The sequence below is a fragment of the Variovorax sp. PAMC26660 genome (assembly GCF_014302995.1).
In the GTDB taxonomy this organism is placed as follows: Bacteria; Pseudomonadota; Gammaproteobacteria; order Burkholderiales; family Burkholderiaceae_C; genus Variovorax.
This window is the reverse complement of the sequence record NZ_CP060295.1, coordinates 5,314,673-5,329,141: the sequence shown is the minus strand read 5'-3', so window position 1 is coordinate 5,329,141 and position 14,469 is coordinate 5,314,673. Positions and strand designations below refer to the sequence as shown.

The following is a 14,469-nucleotide window of genomic DNA, read 5'->3' as shown; positions in this document are numbered from 1 at the left end:
AACGAAAAACCGGACCAAGCTTTCGCCGGGTCCGGTTTTTCTTTGGCTTGCGACCTGAGGCGGCTTGCGCCGCGACAAATTACAGACCGGCTTGACGCGTGAAGGTCAGGCCCTTGGCTTGCGAGGGGATCACGCTGCCAGCGAAGGTTTCAGGGCGCAGGTTCTGGCCCGGTGCGTGTGCAGCGGCAACAGCTTGGCTGCGGATGGTGGCGCGGTCAACCGAAGCGGCCAGCACGGGGGTTGCGGTCGACGCAGCGCCGCCGTTGTCGCCGTACACATTGCCGGCACGGGCGGCTGCCACAGCTTGGGGCGCCACGTCGGCGCGGCTGTAGCCGGAAGTCACGGAATGCACGCCTTCGTAGGTTTCTGCATGGGCGCCAGCGGCGGCGAGCAGGGACAGGGCGGCAGCGGCGAGGATGTTCGAGGTCTTCATTTCATTTCCTTCTTGATTGGGCTTTGAGGTGCCCTGAAGTTTGCACCACGATTCCTAGGGAAAACCCTATTTAATCGAATCGCAGTGTTCATGAAATTGAAACAATGACGGGGAACTTTCTGACGTGGCTAACTCAAGTGCCCTTCAATCGCCAGAAACGCTGCTAGTTTGCATACTTTTTCTCTAGATCGTCAAGCAGAGGCTTGCCGACCAGGCGCTGCCTTTGAGCCAAAGGTGCTATCAGCGCCGGGTCTTCGTCCAGCCGATGGGCATCGCGCGCAGCACAGTCAATGCACATTGCGTGCCAGCGACCGCGCCCTGCAATGCGGCATGGGCGCAGAGCACGAAGCCGTCGCTCGGCGCTTCTTGGGTGGTTCGTTGCTTGCGCTCATCGAGCGCTCAGTCTTCCTTCATGCCCGTGGCCTTGACCACGCCACCGAGCCGTGCCCGCTCTTCCTCGACGAACCTGGTGAAGCTCGCACGCGTACCGCCGATGGGCTCGATGCCCATGCCTTTCAAGCGTTCAACGGTGGCCGGCGCTTTCATTGCGGCGTCGATCGCCGCGGCCATCTTGTCCATGATCGCGTCGGGCGTGCCGCGCGGTGCGTGCACGCCGGCCCAGTGCGCGATGCGGATTTCAGGAAAGCCTTCTTCCGCCGCAGTCGGCAGATCGGGGTAGGCCGAAATGCGCTGCGTCCACGTGCCCGCTAGCGCCTTCAGCTTGCCGCTCTTGACGTACGGCAGCACCACAATGCTGGCTTCCGATGTGGCCTCGACCTGGCTGCCGAGCACCGCAGTGATCGACTCCGAGCCGCTCTTGTAGGGCACCACGTCGAGCTTGCTGCCGTACTTCGTCTCCAGGATGCCTTCGACGAAATGCGGCGTGCTGCCCGTGCCAGCCGTCGCCCAGTGGAAGCCGCTGCCGGCCTTCTTCGATGCGGCGACGAATTCCTTCAAATCTTTGTAGGGCGCGTTGGCCGGCACCACGATCACCGAGGGCGCGAGCGCGATCATGGCCACGGGCACCAGCGCATCGTCCTTGTACGGCATGCTCTTCTTGATCATGCTGTTCGACACCACGCCGGCCGCGCTCACCAGGAAGGTGTAGCCATCGGGCGCGCTCTTGGCGACCACATCGGCACCGAGGATCGCGCCGGCGCCGGGCTTGTTGTCGACGATGACCGGCTGGCCGAGTTGCTTGGACGCCCCCTCGGCTGCCGCGCGTGCCATCAGATCATTGGCGCCGCCTGCGGAAAAAGGAACGACGAGCCGGATCGGCTTGGTGGGCCACGCCTGGGCAGCGGCGCCCTGGGCAAGCATCGAAACTGCAAGCCCGACGGCGAGCGAGGCAAAGCGGATGGGAAACATCTTGTTCTCCTGTGTTTTAGTGGCTGTGAAGAAGCACGGCGAGCCGGCCTTTTCATGATGCCACGGCACTTGTCCAAGGGCGTTCGCAGCGCCAATGCGCGACATCGATCGCTGCGCTTTGCATCATTCGCAATTTCCGCAAGACCTTGCCCATAATGAAGTCCTGATCCAGCAAATGCTTGCGAAGCACTTCCCTCAGGTTTGCGAATTTTGCGAATCAAATTCGAACACAGGATCGAACGATGAAAAAGACCTTCATGGGCGTCCGCCTGCGAAGCCTGCGCGAAGAGCGCGGCCTGAGCCAGCTCGCGCTCGCGCAGCAGCTCGGCCTGTCGCCCAGCTACCTGAACCAGATCGAGCAGAACCAGCGACCGCTCACCGTGCCGGTGCTGCTGCGCCTGCATGCCACGCTGGGCGTCGACATCCAGGCCTTCTCGGAAGACGAAGAAGCGCGCCTCATCGCGAGCCTGCGCGAAGCACTGGCCGACAACCCCGGGGGCGACGCCGTCGCGCTCGCCGAGCTGCGCGAGGTCGCCACGCAGATGCCCGCCGTGGGCCGCGCGCTGGTGGCGCTGCACCAGCGCCATCGCGACGCCATGGAGCAACTCGAGGCCCTGGCCGGAGAACTCGGCGACGGCCGGGGCGACCTCGCCCGTCTGCCGCAGGCACGGCCCATGCCCTTCGAGGAAGTGCGCGACTTCTTCTTCGCACACCAGAACCACATCGCGCCACTCGACGAAGCAGCCGAAGCCTTCGCTGCGCAATGGAAGCTGCGTGAAGGCAACCCCGGCGACCGCCTCGCGCACCGGCTGCTGGAAGCGCACGGCGTGCACGTGGTGCCTGCGGAAGACGGCGACGCGGGCGCACAGCGACGCTTCGACCCCGCCTCGCGCGTGCTGCGCCTGTCCCCTCATCTGGAGCCCGGCCAGCATGCCTTCCAGCTCGCCACGCAGTTGGCCTTCTTCGAGGTCGCAGACATGCTCGACGAGCTGGTGGCGGCCGCGCCACTGTCGAGCGACACGGCCCGTTCGCTGGCTCGCATCGGGCTTGCCAACTACTTTGCCGCCGCGCTGCTGTTGCCTTACGGCGAATTCCTCGAAACCGCCGAGCACCTGCGCTACGACATCGACCAGCTGGCGCGCCGCTTCGGCGTGGGCTTCGAGACCATCTGCCACAGGCTCAGCTCGCTGCAGCGGCCCGAGGCGCGCGGCGTGCCCTTCTTTCTGATTCGCGTCGACCGCGCGGGCAACATCTCGAAACGGCAGTCGGCCACGCACTTCCACTTCTCGAAAACCGGCGGCACCTGCCCGCTGTGGAACGTGTACGAAGCCTTCGCGCAGCCGGGCCGCGTGCTCACGCAGCTCGCGCGCATGCCCGATGGCCGCGCCTACCTGTGGATCGCACGCACCGTATCGCACGGCTATCGCGGCTACGGCTCACCCAACAAGACCTTCTCGATCGGACTGGGCTGCGACATCAGCCACGCCACGCGGCTCGTCTACTCCAAGGGCATGGACCTGCGCGACCCGGAGGTGCCCACGCCCATCGGTGCGGGCTGCAAGGTGTGCGAGCGCGAGACCTGTCCGCAGCGCGCCTTTCCGTTCGTGGGGCGGCCGCTCGACGTGGACGAGAACCAGAGCCGCTTCATGCCCTATGCCGCGGCGCCTGACAAGCACAGCACCGCACGGGCAGCCAGCCTCAAGACCGCGGCCAGGCGCGCAGCATCGTCCGGATCGCCACCGCGCCGCTCGCCTTGACTTCGGCGCGGTAGGTGCCCAGCAGCGCTTCGCGTTCGGCGGCAGCCTGCGGGTCGTTGCGCCAGGCCAGCAGGGCCGCGACGTCTTCGTCGGGCAGCGCGGCGAGCAACACCAGCGTCACCTGTCGTTCGACCTCGCGCGCAACGATCAGCAGGTTGCGCGCATGTGTCGAGGTGATGCCGCGCGACCACAGCGTGTCGAGGGCCGAATCGAGGGTGCTGTTCGGCAACGAGGTGAACTGGCCGCCGTTGCCGCGCGCCAGTTGCTTCACGACCGCAGCCAGCAGCAGCTGATTCGAGAAGTCGACTTCGCGCATCTCGGCCACGGCCATGCGCCCGAGCAGCTCGACGCGCGCGGGATCGGTCAGCCGGACCAGCTGCTGGTTGATGAACTCGGATTTGCCGGCATCGTTCTTCGCGGCGTAGTCGGTGCGCAGTTGTGCAAGGCGGGCCACCGCGGCCAGCACTTGTGGGCTCGGCGCGGCGCCGCCCTTGCCGGCCGTCGCCACTTCCTGCCGGATCGCGCCCACCGATGCGTTGACGTCGAAGGCACGCGTCGCGGCCACATCCAGCGCCTTGAGCGCCTTGTCCGCGATGGCCAGGTCGTCCGGGTCCAACTGCTCGCGCGCACCGCGCACCACGGCACCTGGCCCGTAGAAAGCCTGGTAGCGCGCCGGCACGCCCTCGAATTGGAGCAGGGTTTGCGCGCGGTCCTGCGCCCACCCCATCAAGGGGGTCAGCAGCAACAGAAGCAACAGGGAGAAACGGAACGGAGACAGGCGGTTCGGGGAATGCATGGCGCCATTATTGGCCCGCCCCGCATTCCCCCGGCTTCACGTCAGGCCGACGCCAGTTCCTTGCGCAGCAGCTTCGCGGCCGTGACCATGTTCGACAGCGCGGCTTCGGTCTCGGGCCAGCCACGGGTCTTCAGGCCGCAGTCCGGGTTGATCCAGAGGTTCTCGTGCGGCACCACGCCGGCGGCCTTGCGCATCAGGCGAACAATTTCGTCGACCGATGGCACGCGCGGCGAATGGATGTCGTACACGCCCGGGCCGATCTCGTTCGGGTAGCGAAAGCCGCCCGAGTTGCTCTCGCCACCAAAGCCGCGCAGCAGCTCCATGTCGGAGCGGCTGGTCTCGATGGTGATCACGTCGGCATCCATCGCCGCGATCTCCGGCAGGATGTCGTTGAACTCCGAATAGCACATGTGCGTGTGGATCTGCGTCTCGTCGCGCACGCCCGAGGCGCTGATGCGGAAGGCGCGCGTGGCCGACGCCAGGTACGCGGGCCAGCCGGCGCGGCGCAGCGGCAAACCTTCGCGGATGGCAGGCTCGTCGATCTGGATGATGCCGATGCCGGCGCCTTCGAGGTCCACCACTTCATCGCGGATCGCCCAGGCGATCTGCTCGCAGGTGGTGGCGCGCGGCTGGTCGTCGCGCACAAAGGACCACTGCAGGATGGTGACCGGGCCGGTCAGCATGCCCTTCATCGGCAGCTTGGTCAGGCTCTGCGCGTAGGCCGTCCATTCGACCGTCATCGCCGTGGGGCGCGCGACGTCGCCGAAGATCACCGGCGGCTTGACGCAGCGCGAGCCGTAAGACTGCACCCAGCCGTTGGCGGTGAAAGCAAAGCCGTCGAGCTGTTCGCCGAAGTACTCGACCATGTCGTTGCGCTCGGCTTCGCCGTGCACCAGCACGTCGATGCCCAGTTCTTCCTGCTTGCGCACGGCGAGTGCGATCTCGGCACGCATCTTCTCGCGGTAGCCGGCGGCATCGAGCTCGCCGCGCTTGAAGGCGGCACGCGCGGCGCGGATGTCCGAGGTCTGCGGGAACGAACCGATGGTGGTGGTGGGCAGTGAAGGCAGCGCAAAGCGCGTGCGCTGCACCTGCTGGCGCAGCGGAAAGGCCGACCCGCGGGCGTCGTCACCGGCCACGCTGCGCGCCAGGCGCAGCGCCACTTCGGCACGGTGCACGCGCGGGCTGGCGCGGCGCGCAGCCACCGCCGCGCGGCTCACGGCCAACTCGCCGGCAACCGCGGCTTCATTGCCATCGACCACCGCCCGCAGCACGCGCAGTTCATCGAGCTTTTCGATCGCGAAGGCGAGCCACGACTTCAGCTCGGTGTCGAGCTTCGTTTCGGCCGCAAGGCTGAATGGCACGTGCAGCAGCGAGCACGACGGTGCGATCCAGAGTTCGCCCTTGTGCTTTTCCGCGACGGGCTTGAGCTTGGCCAACGCCGCATCGACGTCGGTGCGCCAGATGTTGCGGCCATCGACCACTCCCACCGACAGCACCTTGTGCGCCGGCAGCCAGTCCGCCACGCCAGTCAGTTCCTGCGGCGAGCGCACCGCGTCCACATGCAGGCCCGCCACCGGCAACTGGCAAGCCAGGCGCAGGTTGTCGGACAACGGCGAGAAGTACGTGGCCAGCAGCAGCTTGGGCGCACTGCGGGCGAGCTGCCAGTAGGCACGCTCGAAGGCATTGCGCCAGGCTTCAGGCAGGTCCAGGCCGAGGATGGGTTCGTCGATCTGCACCCATTCCACGCCTTGCTGCTTCAGCCGTGCGAGCACCTGTTCATAAACGGGCAGCAGCGCATCGAGCAGCGAGAAGCGGTCGAAGCCCGCTTCCTTTTCCTTGCCCAGGTACAGGAAGCTCAGCGGCCCGAGCAGCACGGCCTTGACCGCGTGCCCGGCCTGCTGCGCCTGCGCCACTTCGTCGAACAGACGCGACGACGCGAGCTTGAACTGCGTGTCGGCCTTGAACTCAGGCACGAGGTAGTGGTAATTGGTGTCGAACCACTTGGTCATTTCCAGCGCGAAGGTGCCTTCGGTCCCGTGGTTGCAACTGGCGTCGTGCACATGACCCACCTCGTCTTCCACGCCGCGCGCCATCTTGAAGTAACGCGAAAGTTCGGGTTCGTCACCCTTGAAGTCGAAGCGTGCCGGCTCGCAGCCGAGCAGCTGGATGTGATTGGCGACCTGGTCGTAGCAGGCGAAGTCGCCCACGGTCACGAAGTCGAGCCCCGCGTCGCGTTGGGCCTGCCAATGGCGCGCACGCAGCGTCTCGCCGACGGCTTCGAGTGCGGTGCGGTCGATCTCGCCGCGCCAGTGCTTTTCGAGGGCGAACTTGAGTTCCCGGTTGGCGCCCATGCGCGGAAAGCCGAGGGTGTGGGTACGGGTGGTCATTTGCAGGTAATCCGGTCGCTGATCTTGGGAATCTGCGATGGTCGGCGTTTGAGGCATATGATTCAAACGAAACCTTTTGCCCATTCGCTTGAATCATTTTCATGTTGCAGTCGATCCTTGAAATACGCCACCTGCGCACGCTCATCGCATTGCGCGACACCGGCAGCCTCGTACGCGCCGCGCAGTTGCTGAACCTCACGCAGTCGGCGCTGTCGCACCAGATCAAGCTGCTCGAAGACCGCTATGGCGCGCAGCTCTTCGAGCGCAAGTCGGTGCCGCCGCAGTTCAGCACCACTGGGCTGCGGCTGCTGCAATTGGCCGACACCGCCCTGCCGTTGATCGAGGAAGCCGAGCGCGACGTGGCGCGGCTTGCACTGGGCCGCAGCGGGCAACTGCGCATCGTGGTCGAGTGCCACACCTGTTTCGACTGGCTGATGCCGGCGATGGATGCCTTTCGCCAGCGCTGGCCCGAGATCGAACTCGACATCGTCTCGGGCTTCCACCCCGACCCGATTGCGCTGGTGATGCAGAACCGAGCCGAAGTGGCGATCGTGTCCGAGCAGGACCCCGACGAAACGGTCGACTACCACGCGCTGTTCCGCTTCGAGATCATGGCGCTGCTGGCCAACGACCATCCGCTGACGGCCAAGGCGCACCTCACGGCACGGCACTTCGCCGACCAGACGCTCATCACCTACCCCGTGCCCGACGACATGCTCGACATCGTGCGGCAGGTGCTGGCACCGGCTGGCGTGGAGCCCGCGCACCGGCGAACCACCGAACTCACCGTGGCGATGCTGCAACTGGTGGCCAGCGGGCGCGGCGTGGCGACGCTGCCGCTTTGGGCGGTGCAGAACTACCTGGACCGAGGCTATGTCACGGCGCGCCGCGTGGGAGCCAAGGGGCTGACGGGGCGGCTCTACATGGCCTGCACGCAGGCGACGTCAGGTCAGCCGTGGCTCGCGGACTTCGTGCACGTCACGCGCGAAAGCTGCTTCAAGAGCCTGCCGGGCATCGAGCTGCTGTAGGGCTTCGATTTCGGCTTTGCTCCTTCCCCTTCCGGGGAAGGTTGGGATGGGGGCAGGCCTTGAATGAAGCGCCGCGCTTTTGGAGCGGCCGTCGAGCCCCCACCCTACCCTCCCCCAGTGGGGGGGGGAAACACTAGAACCGCGTGCCGACCGACAGCCGCACCATGTTCTGCGGCGTGAAATTCACCTTCGGGTCGTAGGCCGCGCGAACGAACCAGCGCGGCCAGTCGTAGGTGACGGTCAGGCCGGTGCGGCGGATGAACTGGCCATCCACCGTGCCCTGCTTGGCCAGCAGGTCGACGGTCAGGCGCTGGCGATCGGGCAAGGGCACGCGGTAGACAAGGTGCACGTCCTGCTGGTCGGGGTTCATGCGGTTGTCGCGGATCAGCGAGAGCGACAGCGCCGTACCGTCCGGCCACTTGTAGCCACCATAGACCGTGTACGAGTCGTTGGGGTCGAAGTTGAGGTTGGCGTAGTTGCGAAGGTTCGTGCGCCCCAGCCCCGTGCCGACGAACCAGCTGTCGCCCGTCTCCACCGCCAGGCTGCCTCCCACGAAGCCGCCCGAAGCGGCCTGCAGCGACGGCAGCAGCCGCACCGGCCCCAGCGTGAAGGTGTGGTCCCACCCCACGCGGGGCTGGGCGAAGTCGAGCACCGGCGAGCGGAACCAGCCGACCCAGACATTGCCATCGCCGTACGTGTAGCGCAGGTTCATGTCGAGCCCCGGCCCCGAGGGCAGGCCGCCACCGGACACCCGGTAGGCGCCGATGGTGAGCTTGAACGGCAGCTCGGGCACGTCATCGTCGGCCCAGGCGGCCGGCGCAAGACACGGCACGACGGCGGCGGCGAAGAGGCAGGCGAATCGACGGCAGGGCATGGCGTTCAAAACATGCTCGCGCCGATGTTGATGAGCAAGGCCAGCACCGTCGTGTTGAAGAGATACGCCAGGATGCAGTGGACCGAGCCGATGCGCCGCATTGGCCGGGAAACGAAGGACACATCCGCCGTCTGCCCCGACGTGCCGATCACCGCCGAGAAGTAGAAGAAGTCGCCATACAGCGGCGGCTCGTCGTCCGGAAACTGGATGCCGGGCTTCTGCCCGTGGCACTTCGCAGCGTAGTAGTCGTGCGCATAGTGCAGCGTGAACATGACCTGCGTGAAGGCCCACGACGACATCACCGTCAAGCCCGCGAGCGTGATGTGCGCGATCTTCTCCAGGCCGTGCATGTCTTTCACCACCGCGAGTTCGGCCGCGATGGCCGCCAGGCTCGCGATGGCGGACACCACCACCAGCACGAGGATGACGAGTTGCCCTTCGTCCTGCAGTTGGGCGCGGTGGCGCATGTGCTGCGGCGAGGACCGGATCATCATGGTTGCCGCGAGCAGCACATACAGGCATGCGCCCGTGTTCCAGGCGATCAGCAGGCGCGTGACGAGGTGTGTGTCGAGGGCCGACGGCAGGAGCACGCCGACCACGATGGCAATGGCCGCGGCAATGAAGAGCCGCGGCCGCACGGCCATTTGGCGAAGAAATCGGTGTCGTGGGAGTTTCATGGAATGTTCGGCAAAGCTGCATCGTCAGGACGACGGCGCGGAGGCTTTGCCCTTGAATGTCGGCGAACTTCTCTTGCGGCTACCTGACGAAGCGCGCTTTGCGCGCACGGCAGCGGGCGCATTGCGCGAAACTTCGAGCAGCCAGTCACGAAAGGCCACCACTTTCGGCCGCGCCTCGCTGCTTTCCGGATAGACGAGGTAATAGGCGAAGTCTTCGAGCCATGTCACCTCCGAAAGCTGCACGAGCCGGCCTTCCGCAATCTCGGAAGCCACCACGGCCAGGGGCAGCAGCGCCGCGCCCTGCCCTGCGAGCACCGACTTCAGCAGCAGGCCGGAATCATCGAAAGAAGGGCCGCGTGCGGGCCCTGCGTCCTCGATGCCCTGCGCCTGGAACCACAGCGCCCAGCCCTTGCGCTCGGCATCGTTCACGCGCGGCCAGCGCGTGAGATCGGTCGGCGTCGCGGGTATGCCAAGGCTCTTGACCAGCGCGGGCGCGGCGACGGGCACGATTTCCACCGTCAGCAGACGCCGGCTGCTCAGGCCCGGATAGCGGCCCAGGCCATGGCGGATCGCGACGTCGACGCCGTCGCGCGAAAAATCGGCGAGCGCGCTGCTGGTCAGCACCTGCAGGTCGATGTCGGGATGCGCGTCCTGGAATGACTTCAGGCGCGGCACGAGCCATGCGGAAGCAAAGAACGGCGTGGCGCTCACGGTGAGGATGCCCGTCTCCGGCGGCACGGCCACACGCCGCGTGGCGTCGCTGATCTGCCGGAATGCATTGCGCACCGGCGGCAGGTAGGCCTGCCCCGCATCGGTCAGGAAGATGCCCCGGTTCACGCGGCGAAAGAGATCGACGCCCAGATGCAACTCCAGTGTCTTGATCAGTTGGCTCACTGCGCCGGGCGTCACGCTCAGCTCGTCCGCCGCGTTCTTGACCGAGAGATGGCGCGCGCTCGCCTCGAAGGCGCGCAGCGCGTTGAGCGGCGGCAATTGGTGCTCAGTCATTTAGTTAATCTGATCTGAAACTTGCAGAAAATCTGGTTTGCGCGGGGCACGAAGAAAACGGAATATTGGCACAACCAAGCCAAAAGAGAAACCACCTTGCTGCGCTCAACCGATCCTCAAAGCCTTAGATATTCTGATTCTCTCGAGGCCACCGAAAGTGACCGACTCCACTACCTCGAAATCACCGAGCTGGCCGAGCGCATCCGCACGCGCCAGACCTCGCCCGTTGCGGCCACACGCGCACAGCTCGATCGCATCGCCACGCTCGATGGCACGCTCCACAGCTACGCACTGGTGATGGCCGACGCCGCGATGGCACAGGCCGAAGCGGCGCAAGCCGAGATCGCTGCCGGCCGGTATCGCGGCCCGCTGCACGGCGTGCCCATCGCGGTGAAAGACCTGTGCCACACCGCAGGCTTCGCCACGGCGGCCGGCATGGCGATCCACAAGAACCACATACCGACCGAAGACGCGACCGTCGTGCGGCGCCTGAAAGACGCGGGCGCGGTACTGCTGGGCAAGTTGCAGCTCACCGAAGGCGCGTACTCGGACCATCACCCGTCCATCGTGCCGCCGGTCAATCCGTGGAACGCGGACCACTGGTCCGGCATGTCGTCCAGTGGCTCAGGCGTGGCAACGGCCGCGGGGCTGTGCCATGGCTCGCTGGGCTCCGACACCGGCGGCTCGATCCGCTTTCCCTGCGCGGCCAACGGCCTCACCGGCATCAAGCCGAGCTGGGGCCGCGTGAGCCGACATGGCGTGTTCGAGCTGGCCGCGTCGCTGGACCATGTGGGCCCGATGGCCCGCAGCGCAGTCGATGCGGGCGTGCTGCTCGGCGTGATCGCGGGCAGCGATGCGGACGACCCCACCGCTGTGTTCTGCCCGGCGCCGGACTTCCTGGCCGCCGCAAGGCAGGACGCGCGAGGGCTGCGCATCGGCATCGATCCCGCGTGGAACAGCGAGGATGTGGATGCGGAAACGCAAGCGGTGCTGAAGCATGCCGCGCAAGCCTTCCGCACACTCGGCGCCCACCTCGTCGAACTGCCCCTGCCGGACGTGACGCAGGCCGTGGCCGACTGGTTTCCCCTCTGCGCAGTGGAAGCCGCCGTGGCGCACGAGGCCACCTACCCATCGCGCAAGGACGAATACGGCCCGGTGCTCGCATCGGTCATCGAAGCTGGCCTTGCAGTGCACGGCGCCGATCTCCAGAAAATCATGCTGCGCCGCATGAACCTGCGCGGCTGCGTCGCCGCCCTGTTCAACAGCGTCGACCTGCTGCTGGTGCCCGTACAGCCGTTCGCGTCGCCCACCGTTGCCATGATGCAGACGCTGGGCGAAACGCCGACACTGGTGTCGGCCCTGCTGCGCTACACCTGCCCTTTCGACATGACCGGTCATCCGACGATCACGCTGCCCGGTGGCGCGACCGGTGCGGGCATGCCGCTCGCCTTTCAGCTCGTTGCGGCGCACATGGACGAGGCGACGCTGGTTCGCGCCGGCGCCGCGTTCCAGCGCATCACCGCGTGGCACCGTCGCCATCCCTTGGACTGAATGAAGAAGCACATGAAGACCACACACCCGAACCTCTCAACCGCAGCGCCGGCCGCAGGCATTTTTCGCGGCTGGCTGGTGGTCGCCGGCGCCTTTGCCGTGACCTTTGTCGGCTTCGGCTGCGCCTACACCTTCAGCGCCTTTCTCGAATCGCTGCAGAAAGACTTCGGCGCCTCGCGCGGCTCGGTCTCGCTGGTGTTCTCGCTCGCGGGCTTTCTCTACTTCGGGCTGGGTGTGCTGAGCGGGCCGCTGGCCGACCGCTGGGGCTCGCGCCGGCTGGCCGTGGCCGGCATGGTGCTGGTCGGGCTGGGGCTGGCTGTTGCCAGCCAGGCGCAGAGCCTGACGCAGATCTACCTGGCCTACGGGCTGGGCGTCGGGCTCGGCGTCGGCGCTTCGTATGTGCCGGTGCTGGGTGCGGTGCAGCGCTGGTTCGTCAAGCGGCGCGGCTTCGCGTCGGGGCTGGCGGTGAGCGGCATCGGCGTCGGCACACTGGTGATGCCGCCGCTGGCGTCCTTCCTCATCGAGCAGCTGGGGTGGCGGCATGCCTACCTGGCACTCGGCGTTCTTGCGGCGGTGGTGGGCGTGGGCATGGCGCTGCTGATCGAGAACGACCCGCGCGATCGCGGACTCGGGCCGGATGGCGATCCGCCGCAGCCGCAAGCCACATCGGCCAGGCCGGAGGGCTTCACGGTGCACGACGCCGTGCGGTCCAGGCGCTTCGCCGGCCTCTATGCCGCGTGCCTGATCAGCTCGTTCGGACTGTTCGTGCCGTTCGTGCACCTGGTGCCGTATGCGCTCGACCATGGCGTGGCATCGACCTCCGCCGTGCTGCTGCTGGGCGCGATCGGCGTGGGCAGCACGGCCGGGCGCTTCTTCCTCGGCGGGCTGGCCGACCGCATGGGGCGACCGCACACCATGCTGCTGATGTCCACGGGCATGGCGCTGTCGCTGCTCGTGTGGGCGATGTCGGGCGGGTTCTGGGGGCTGGCCGTTTTCGCGTTCGCCTACGGCGTGTTCTACGGCGGCTTCGTTGCGCTGCTGCCGGCCCTGGTGATGGACTACTTCGGCGGGCGCAACATCAGCGCGATCATCGGCGTGCTCTACACCAGCGTGGCAGTCGGCACCCTGATCGGGCCGAGTGCCGCGGGCTTTGCCTTCGACATCAGCCACAGCTACATGCTGCCGATTCTCTTCAGCGTGGGTGCGAACCTTGTGGCGGCAGCGATCATGGGCGCGATGTCGAGGCTGGACGCTTCTTCTGCAAAGCTGGCTTCACCCACCCCGGCGGGGGGTACAGTCGGGAATGACTCCACAAACGCCCGTCGCCTCTAATCCGCCTCCCGCGGCTGCTCCTGAAGAAATCATCACGGAGACCCAGGCGTTCACGCGTGCCTGGGTTCTGTTCTTCGTGCTGTTCGTCGTCGTGATCGGCGTTCTGTGGGCCGTTCAGTCCCGCTTCGGCTGAACGCCGGCCCACACCCGACCACTTCTTTCCTCTCGCCGGAAGAAATTCAGGACGCCTTCTGCAGCGACTTCAGCACGCTTGAGAAATCGAGCGCGCCATGGCCCGCGAGGCTGTGCGCCGCATACAGGCTGCGCGCCAGGCCACCCAGTGGCGTGGCAGCGCGCACCGAGGTCGCATTCTCCTGGGCCAGCCCCAGGTCCTTGAGCATCAGGTCCGTGCCGAAACCGCCCGCGTAGTTCTTCGATGCGGGCGAGGTTTCCATCACGCCCGGCATCGGGTTGTACTTTTCAAGCGCCCAGTTGCCGCCCGAGCTGCGGCGCATGATTTCGGACAGCACCTTCGGATCGAGCCCGTTCGCCACGCCGAGCGCCAGTGCCTCCGACGTGCCGATCATCAGGATGCCGAGCAGCATGTTGTTGCAGATCTTCGCGGTCTGCCCCGCGCCCGCTGCGCCGGCGTGGAAGATGTTCGCGCCCATCTTTTCGAGCACGGGGCGCGCGCGCTCCAGGTCCTTGGTGTCGCCACCGACCATGAAGGTCAGCGTGCCAGCGATCGCACCGCCGGTCCCACCCGAGACGGGCGCATCGATCATCGCCACGCCCTTGGCGGCGGCCGCTTCGGCCACCTTGCGCGAGGTGGCTGCCGCGATGGTGCTGCTGTCGATCACCAGCGTGCCGGCCTTGATGCTGTCGAGCAGGCCGGGCTTGCCGGCGCCGCCGAGGAACAGGCCCTCGACATGCGCGCTGGCCGGCAGCATGCTGATGACGACCTCGGCATCGGCCACCGTCTCGGCCGCCGACTTGGCAATCGGCAAACCTTCGGCGCCGAACTTCTTGCAGGCTTCGGCCGAGAGGTCGAAGGCGCTGAGCGTGTGGCCAGCCTTGAGCAGGTTCATGGCCATCGGGCCGCCCATGTTGCCCAGGCCGATGAATGCGATCTTCATGTGTCTTGTCTCCGTTGTTCTGTGTGCAGGGTGATGGGGTCAGAAGGTGTGAATGAATCCGGCGTGGCCGAGCAGACCGCCCAGACGCGGCCAATCAAGGCGCAAAGCGCAGCCATAGCTCGGACTATGGCGAGCATTTGCAACGCAGAGTGGGCGTGTCTGGACGGGATGAGCGGGCATGGCGG

General features: G+C 66.5%; 12 protein-coding genes and 1 pseudogene. 4 read left to right on the top strand and 9 right to left on the bottom strand.

Annotated elements, in window-relative coordinates:
- Nucleotides 1-79: 79 nt before the first annotated feature.
- From H7F35_RS25130 to H7F35_RS25125, 3 genes and pseudogenes are all read right to left on the bottom strand, one after another.
- Nucleotides 80-433, bottom strand: a complete 354-nt coding sequence (locus H7F35_RS25130; protein ID WP_187109275.1) for an alpha/beta hydrolase — start codon at nt 431-433, stop codon at nt 80-82.
- Between the two features lie 163 nt (nt 434-596).
- A pseudogene (locus H7F35_RS34865) lies at nt 597-784 on the bottom strand (carboxyvinyl-carboxyphosphonate phosphorylmutase); the annotation flags it as partial.
- A 48-nt stretch (nt 785-832) separates the two neighbouring features.
- Nucleotides 833-1,753 carry a Bug family tripartite tricarboxylate transporter substrate binding protein gene (locus tag H7F35_RS25125; protein WP_261803709.1) on the bottom strand — a complete coding sequence of 307 codons (921 nt, stop codon included), beginning with the start codon at nt 1,751-1,753 and terminating at the stop codon, nt 833-835.
- Between the two features lie 290 nt (nt 1,754-2,043).
- Between H7F35_RS25125 and H7F35_RS25120 the strand changes: the two genes are divergently transcribed.
- Nucleotides 2,044-3,558 carry a short-chain fatty acyl-CoA regulator family protein gene (locus H7F35_RS25120; protein ID WP_187109273.1) on the top strand — a complete coding sequence of 505 codons (1,515 nt, stop codon included), beginning with the start codon at nt 2,044-2,046 and terminating at the stop codon, nt 3,556-3,558.
- Here H7F35_RS25120 and H7F35_RS25115 read toward each other — a convergent pair.
- On the bottom strand, nt 3,500-4,354 hold the full coding sequence (locus H7F35_RS25115) for a hypothetical protein (RefSeq protein ID WP_187109272.1): 855 nt from the start codon (nt 4,352-4,354) through the stop codon (nt 3,500-3,502). The genes H7F35_RS25120 and H7F35_RS25115 overlap by 59 nt on opposite strands.
- A gap of 41 nt (nt 4,355-4,395) precedes the next feature.
- Complete coding sequence (gene metE, locus H7F35_RS25110) at nt 4,396-6,741, bottom strand: 5-methyltetrahydropteroyltriglutamate--homocysteine S-methyltransferase (RefSeq protein ID WP_187109271.1); 2,346 nt, start codon at nt 6,739-6,741, stop codon at nt 4,396-4,398.
- A gap of 101 nt (nt 6,742-6,842) precedes the next feature.
- Here metE and H7F35_RS25105 point away from each other — a divergent pair, with 101 nt between their 5' ends.
- Nucleotides 6,843-7,769, top strand: a complete 927-nt coding sequence (locus H7F35_RS25105; protein WP_187109270.1) for a LysR family transcriptional regulator — start codon at nt 6,843-6,845, stop codon at nt 7,767-7,769.
- 133 nt (nt 7,770-7,902) lie between these two features.
- On the opposite strand, the gene H7F35_RS25100 is transcribed toward H7F35_RS25105, so the two are convergent.
- The 3 genes from H7F35_RS25100 to gcvA are packed head-to-tail and all read right to left on the bottom strand — an operon-like array spanning nt 7,903 to nt 10,325.
- Entirely contained in the window at nt 7,903-8,643 is a 741-nt protein-coding gene (locus H7F35_RS25100) for a hypothetical protein (RefSeq protein ID WP_261803337.1), read from the bottom strand.
- A 5-nt stretch (nt 8,644-8,648) separates the two neighbouring features.
- On the bottom strand, nt 8,649-9,287 hold the full coding sequence (locus tag H7F35_RS25095; protein ID WP_187109269.1) for a DUF1345 domain-containing protein: 639 nt from the start codon (nt 9,285-9,287) through the stop codon (nt 8,649-8,651).
- Nucleotides 9,288-9,344: 57 nt separating this feature from the next.
- Entirely contained in the window at nt 9,345-10,325 is a 981-nt protein-coding gene (gcvA, locus tag H7F35_RS25090; RefSeq protein ID WP_187109268.1) for a transcriptional regulator GcvA, read from the bottom strand.
- 180 nt (nt 10,326-10,505) lie between these two features.
- Between gcvA and H7F35_RS25085 the strand changes: the two genes are divergently transcribed.
- Both H7F35_RS25085 and H7F35_RS25080 read left to right on the top strand, forming a co-directional pair.
- The gene (locus tag H7F35_RS25085; RefSeq protein WP_410010801.1) at nt 10,506-11,876 is read left to right on the top strand and encodes an amidase; all 1,371 of its coding nucleotides are present in this window, start codon (nt 10,506-10,508) and stop codon (nt 11,874-11,876) included.
- A gap of 12 nt (nt 11,877-11,888) precedes the next feature.
- A complete protein-coding gene (locus H7F35_RS25080; protein WP_187109266.1) occupies nt 11,889-13,208 on the top strand; it encodes an MCT family MFS transporter in 1,320 nt (439 codons plus the stop codon).
- Nucleotides 13,209-13,387: 179 nt separating this feature from the next.
- Here the strand turns inward: H7F35_RS25080 and mmsB are convergent, their stop codons facing one another.
- Complete coding sequence (mmsB, locus tag H7F35_RS25075; protein WP_187109265.1) at nt 13,388-14,284, bottom strand: 3-hydroxyisobutyrate dehydrogenase; 897 nt, start codon at nt 14,282-14,284, stop codon at nt 13,388-13,390.
- Nucleotides 14,285-14,469: the final 185 nt, after the last annotated feature.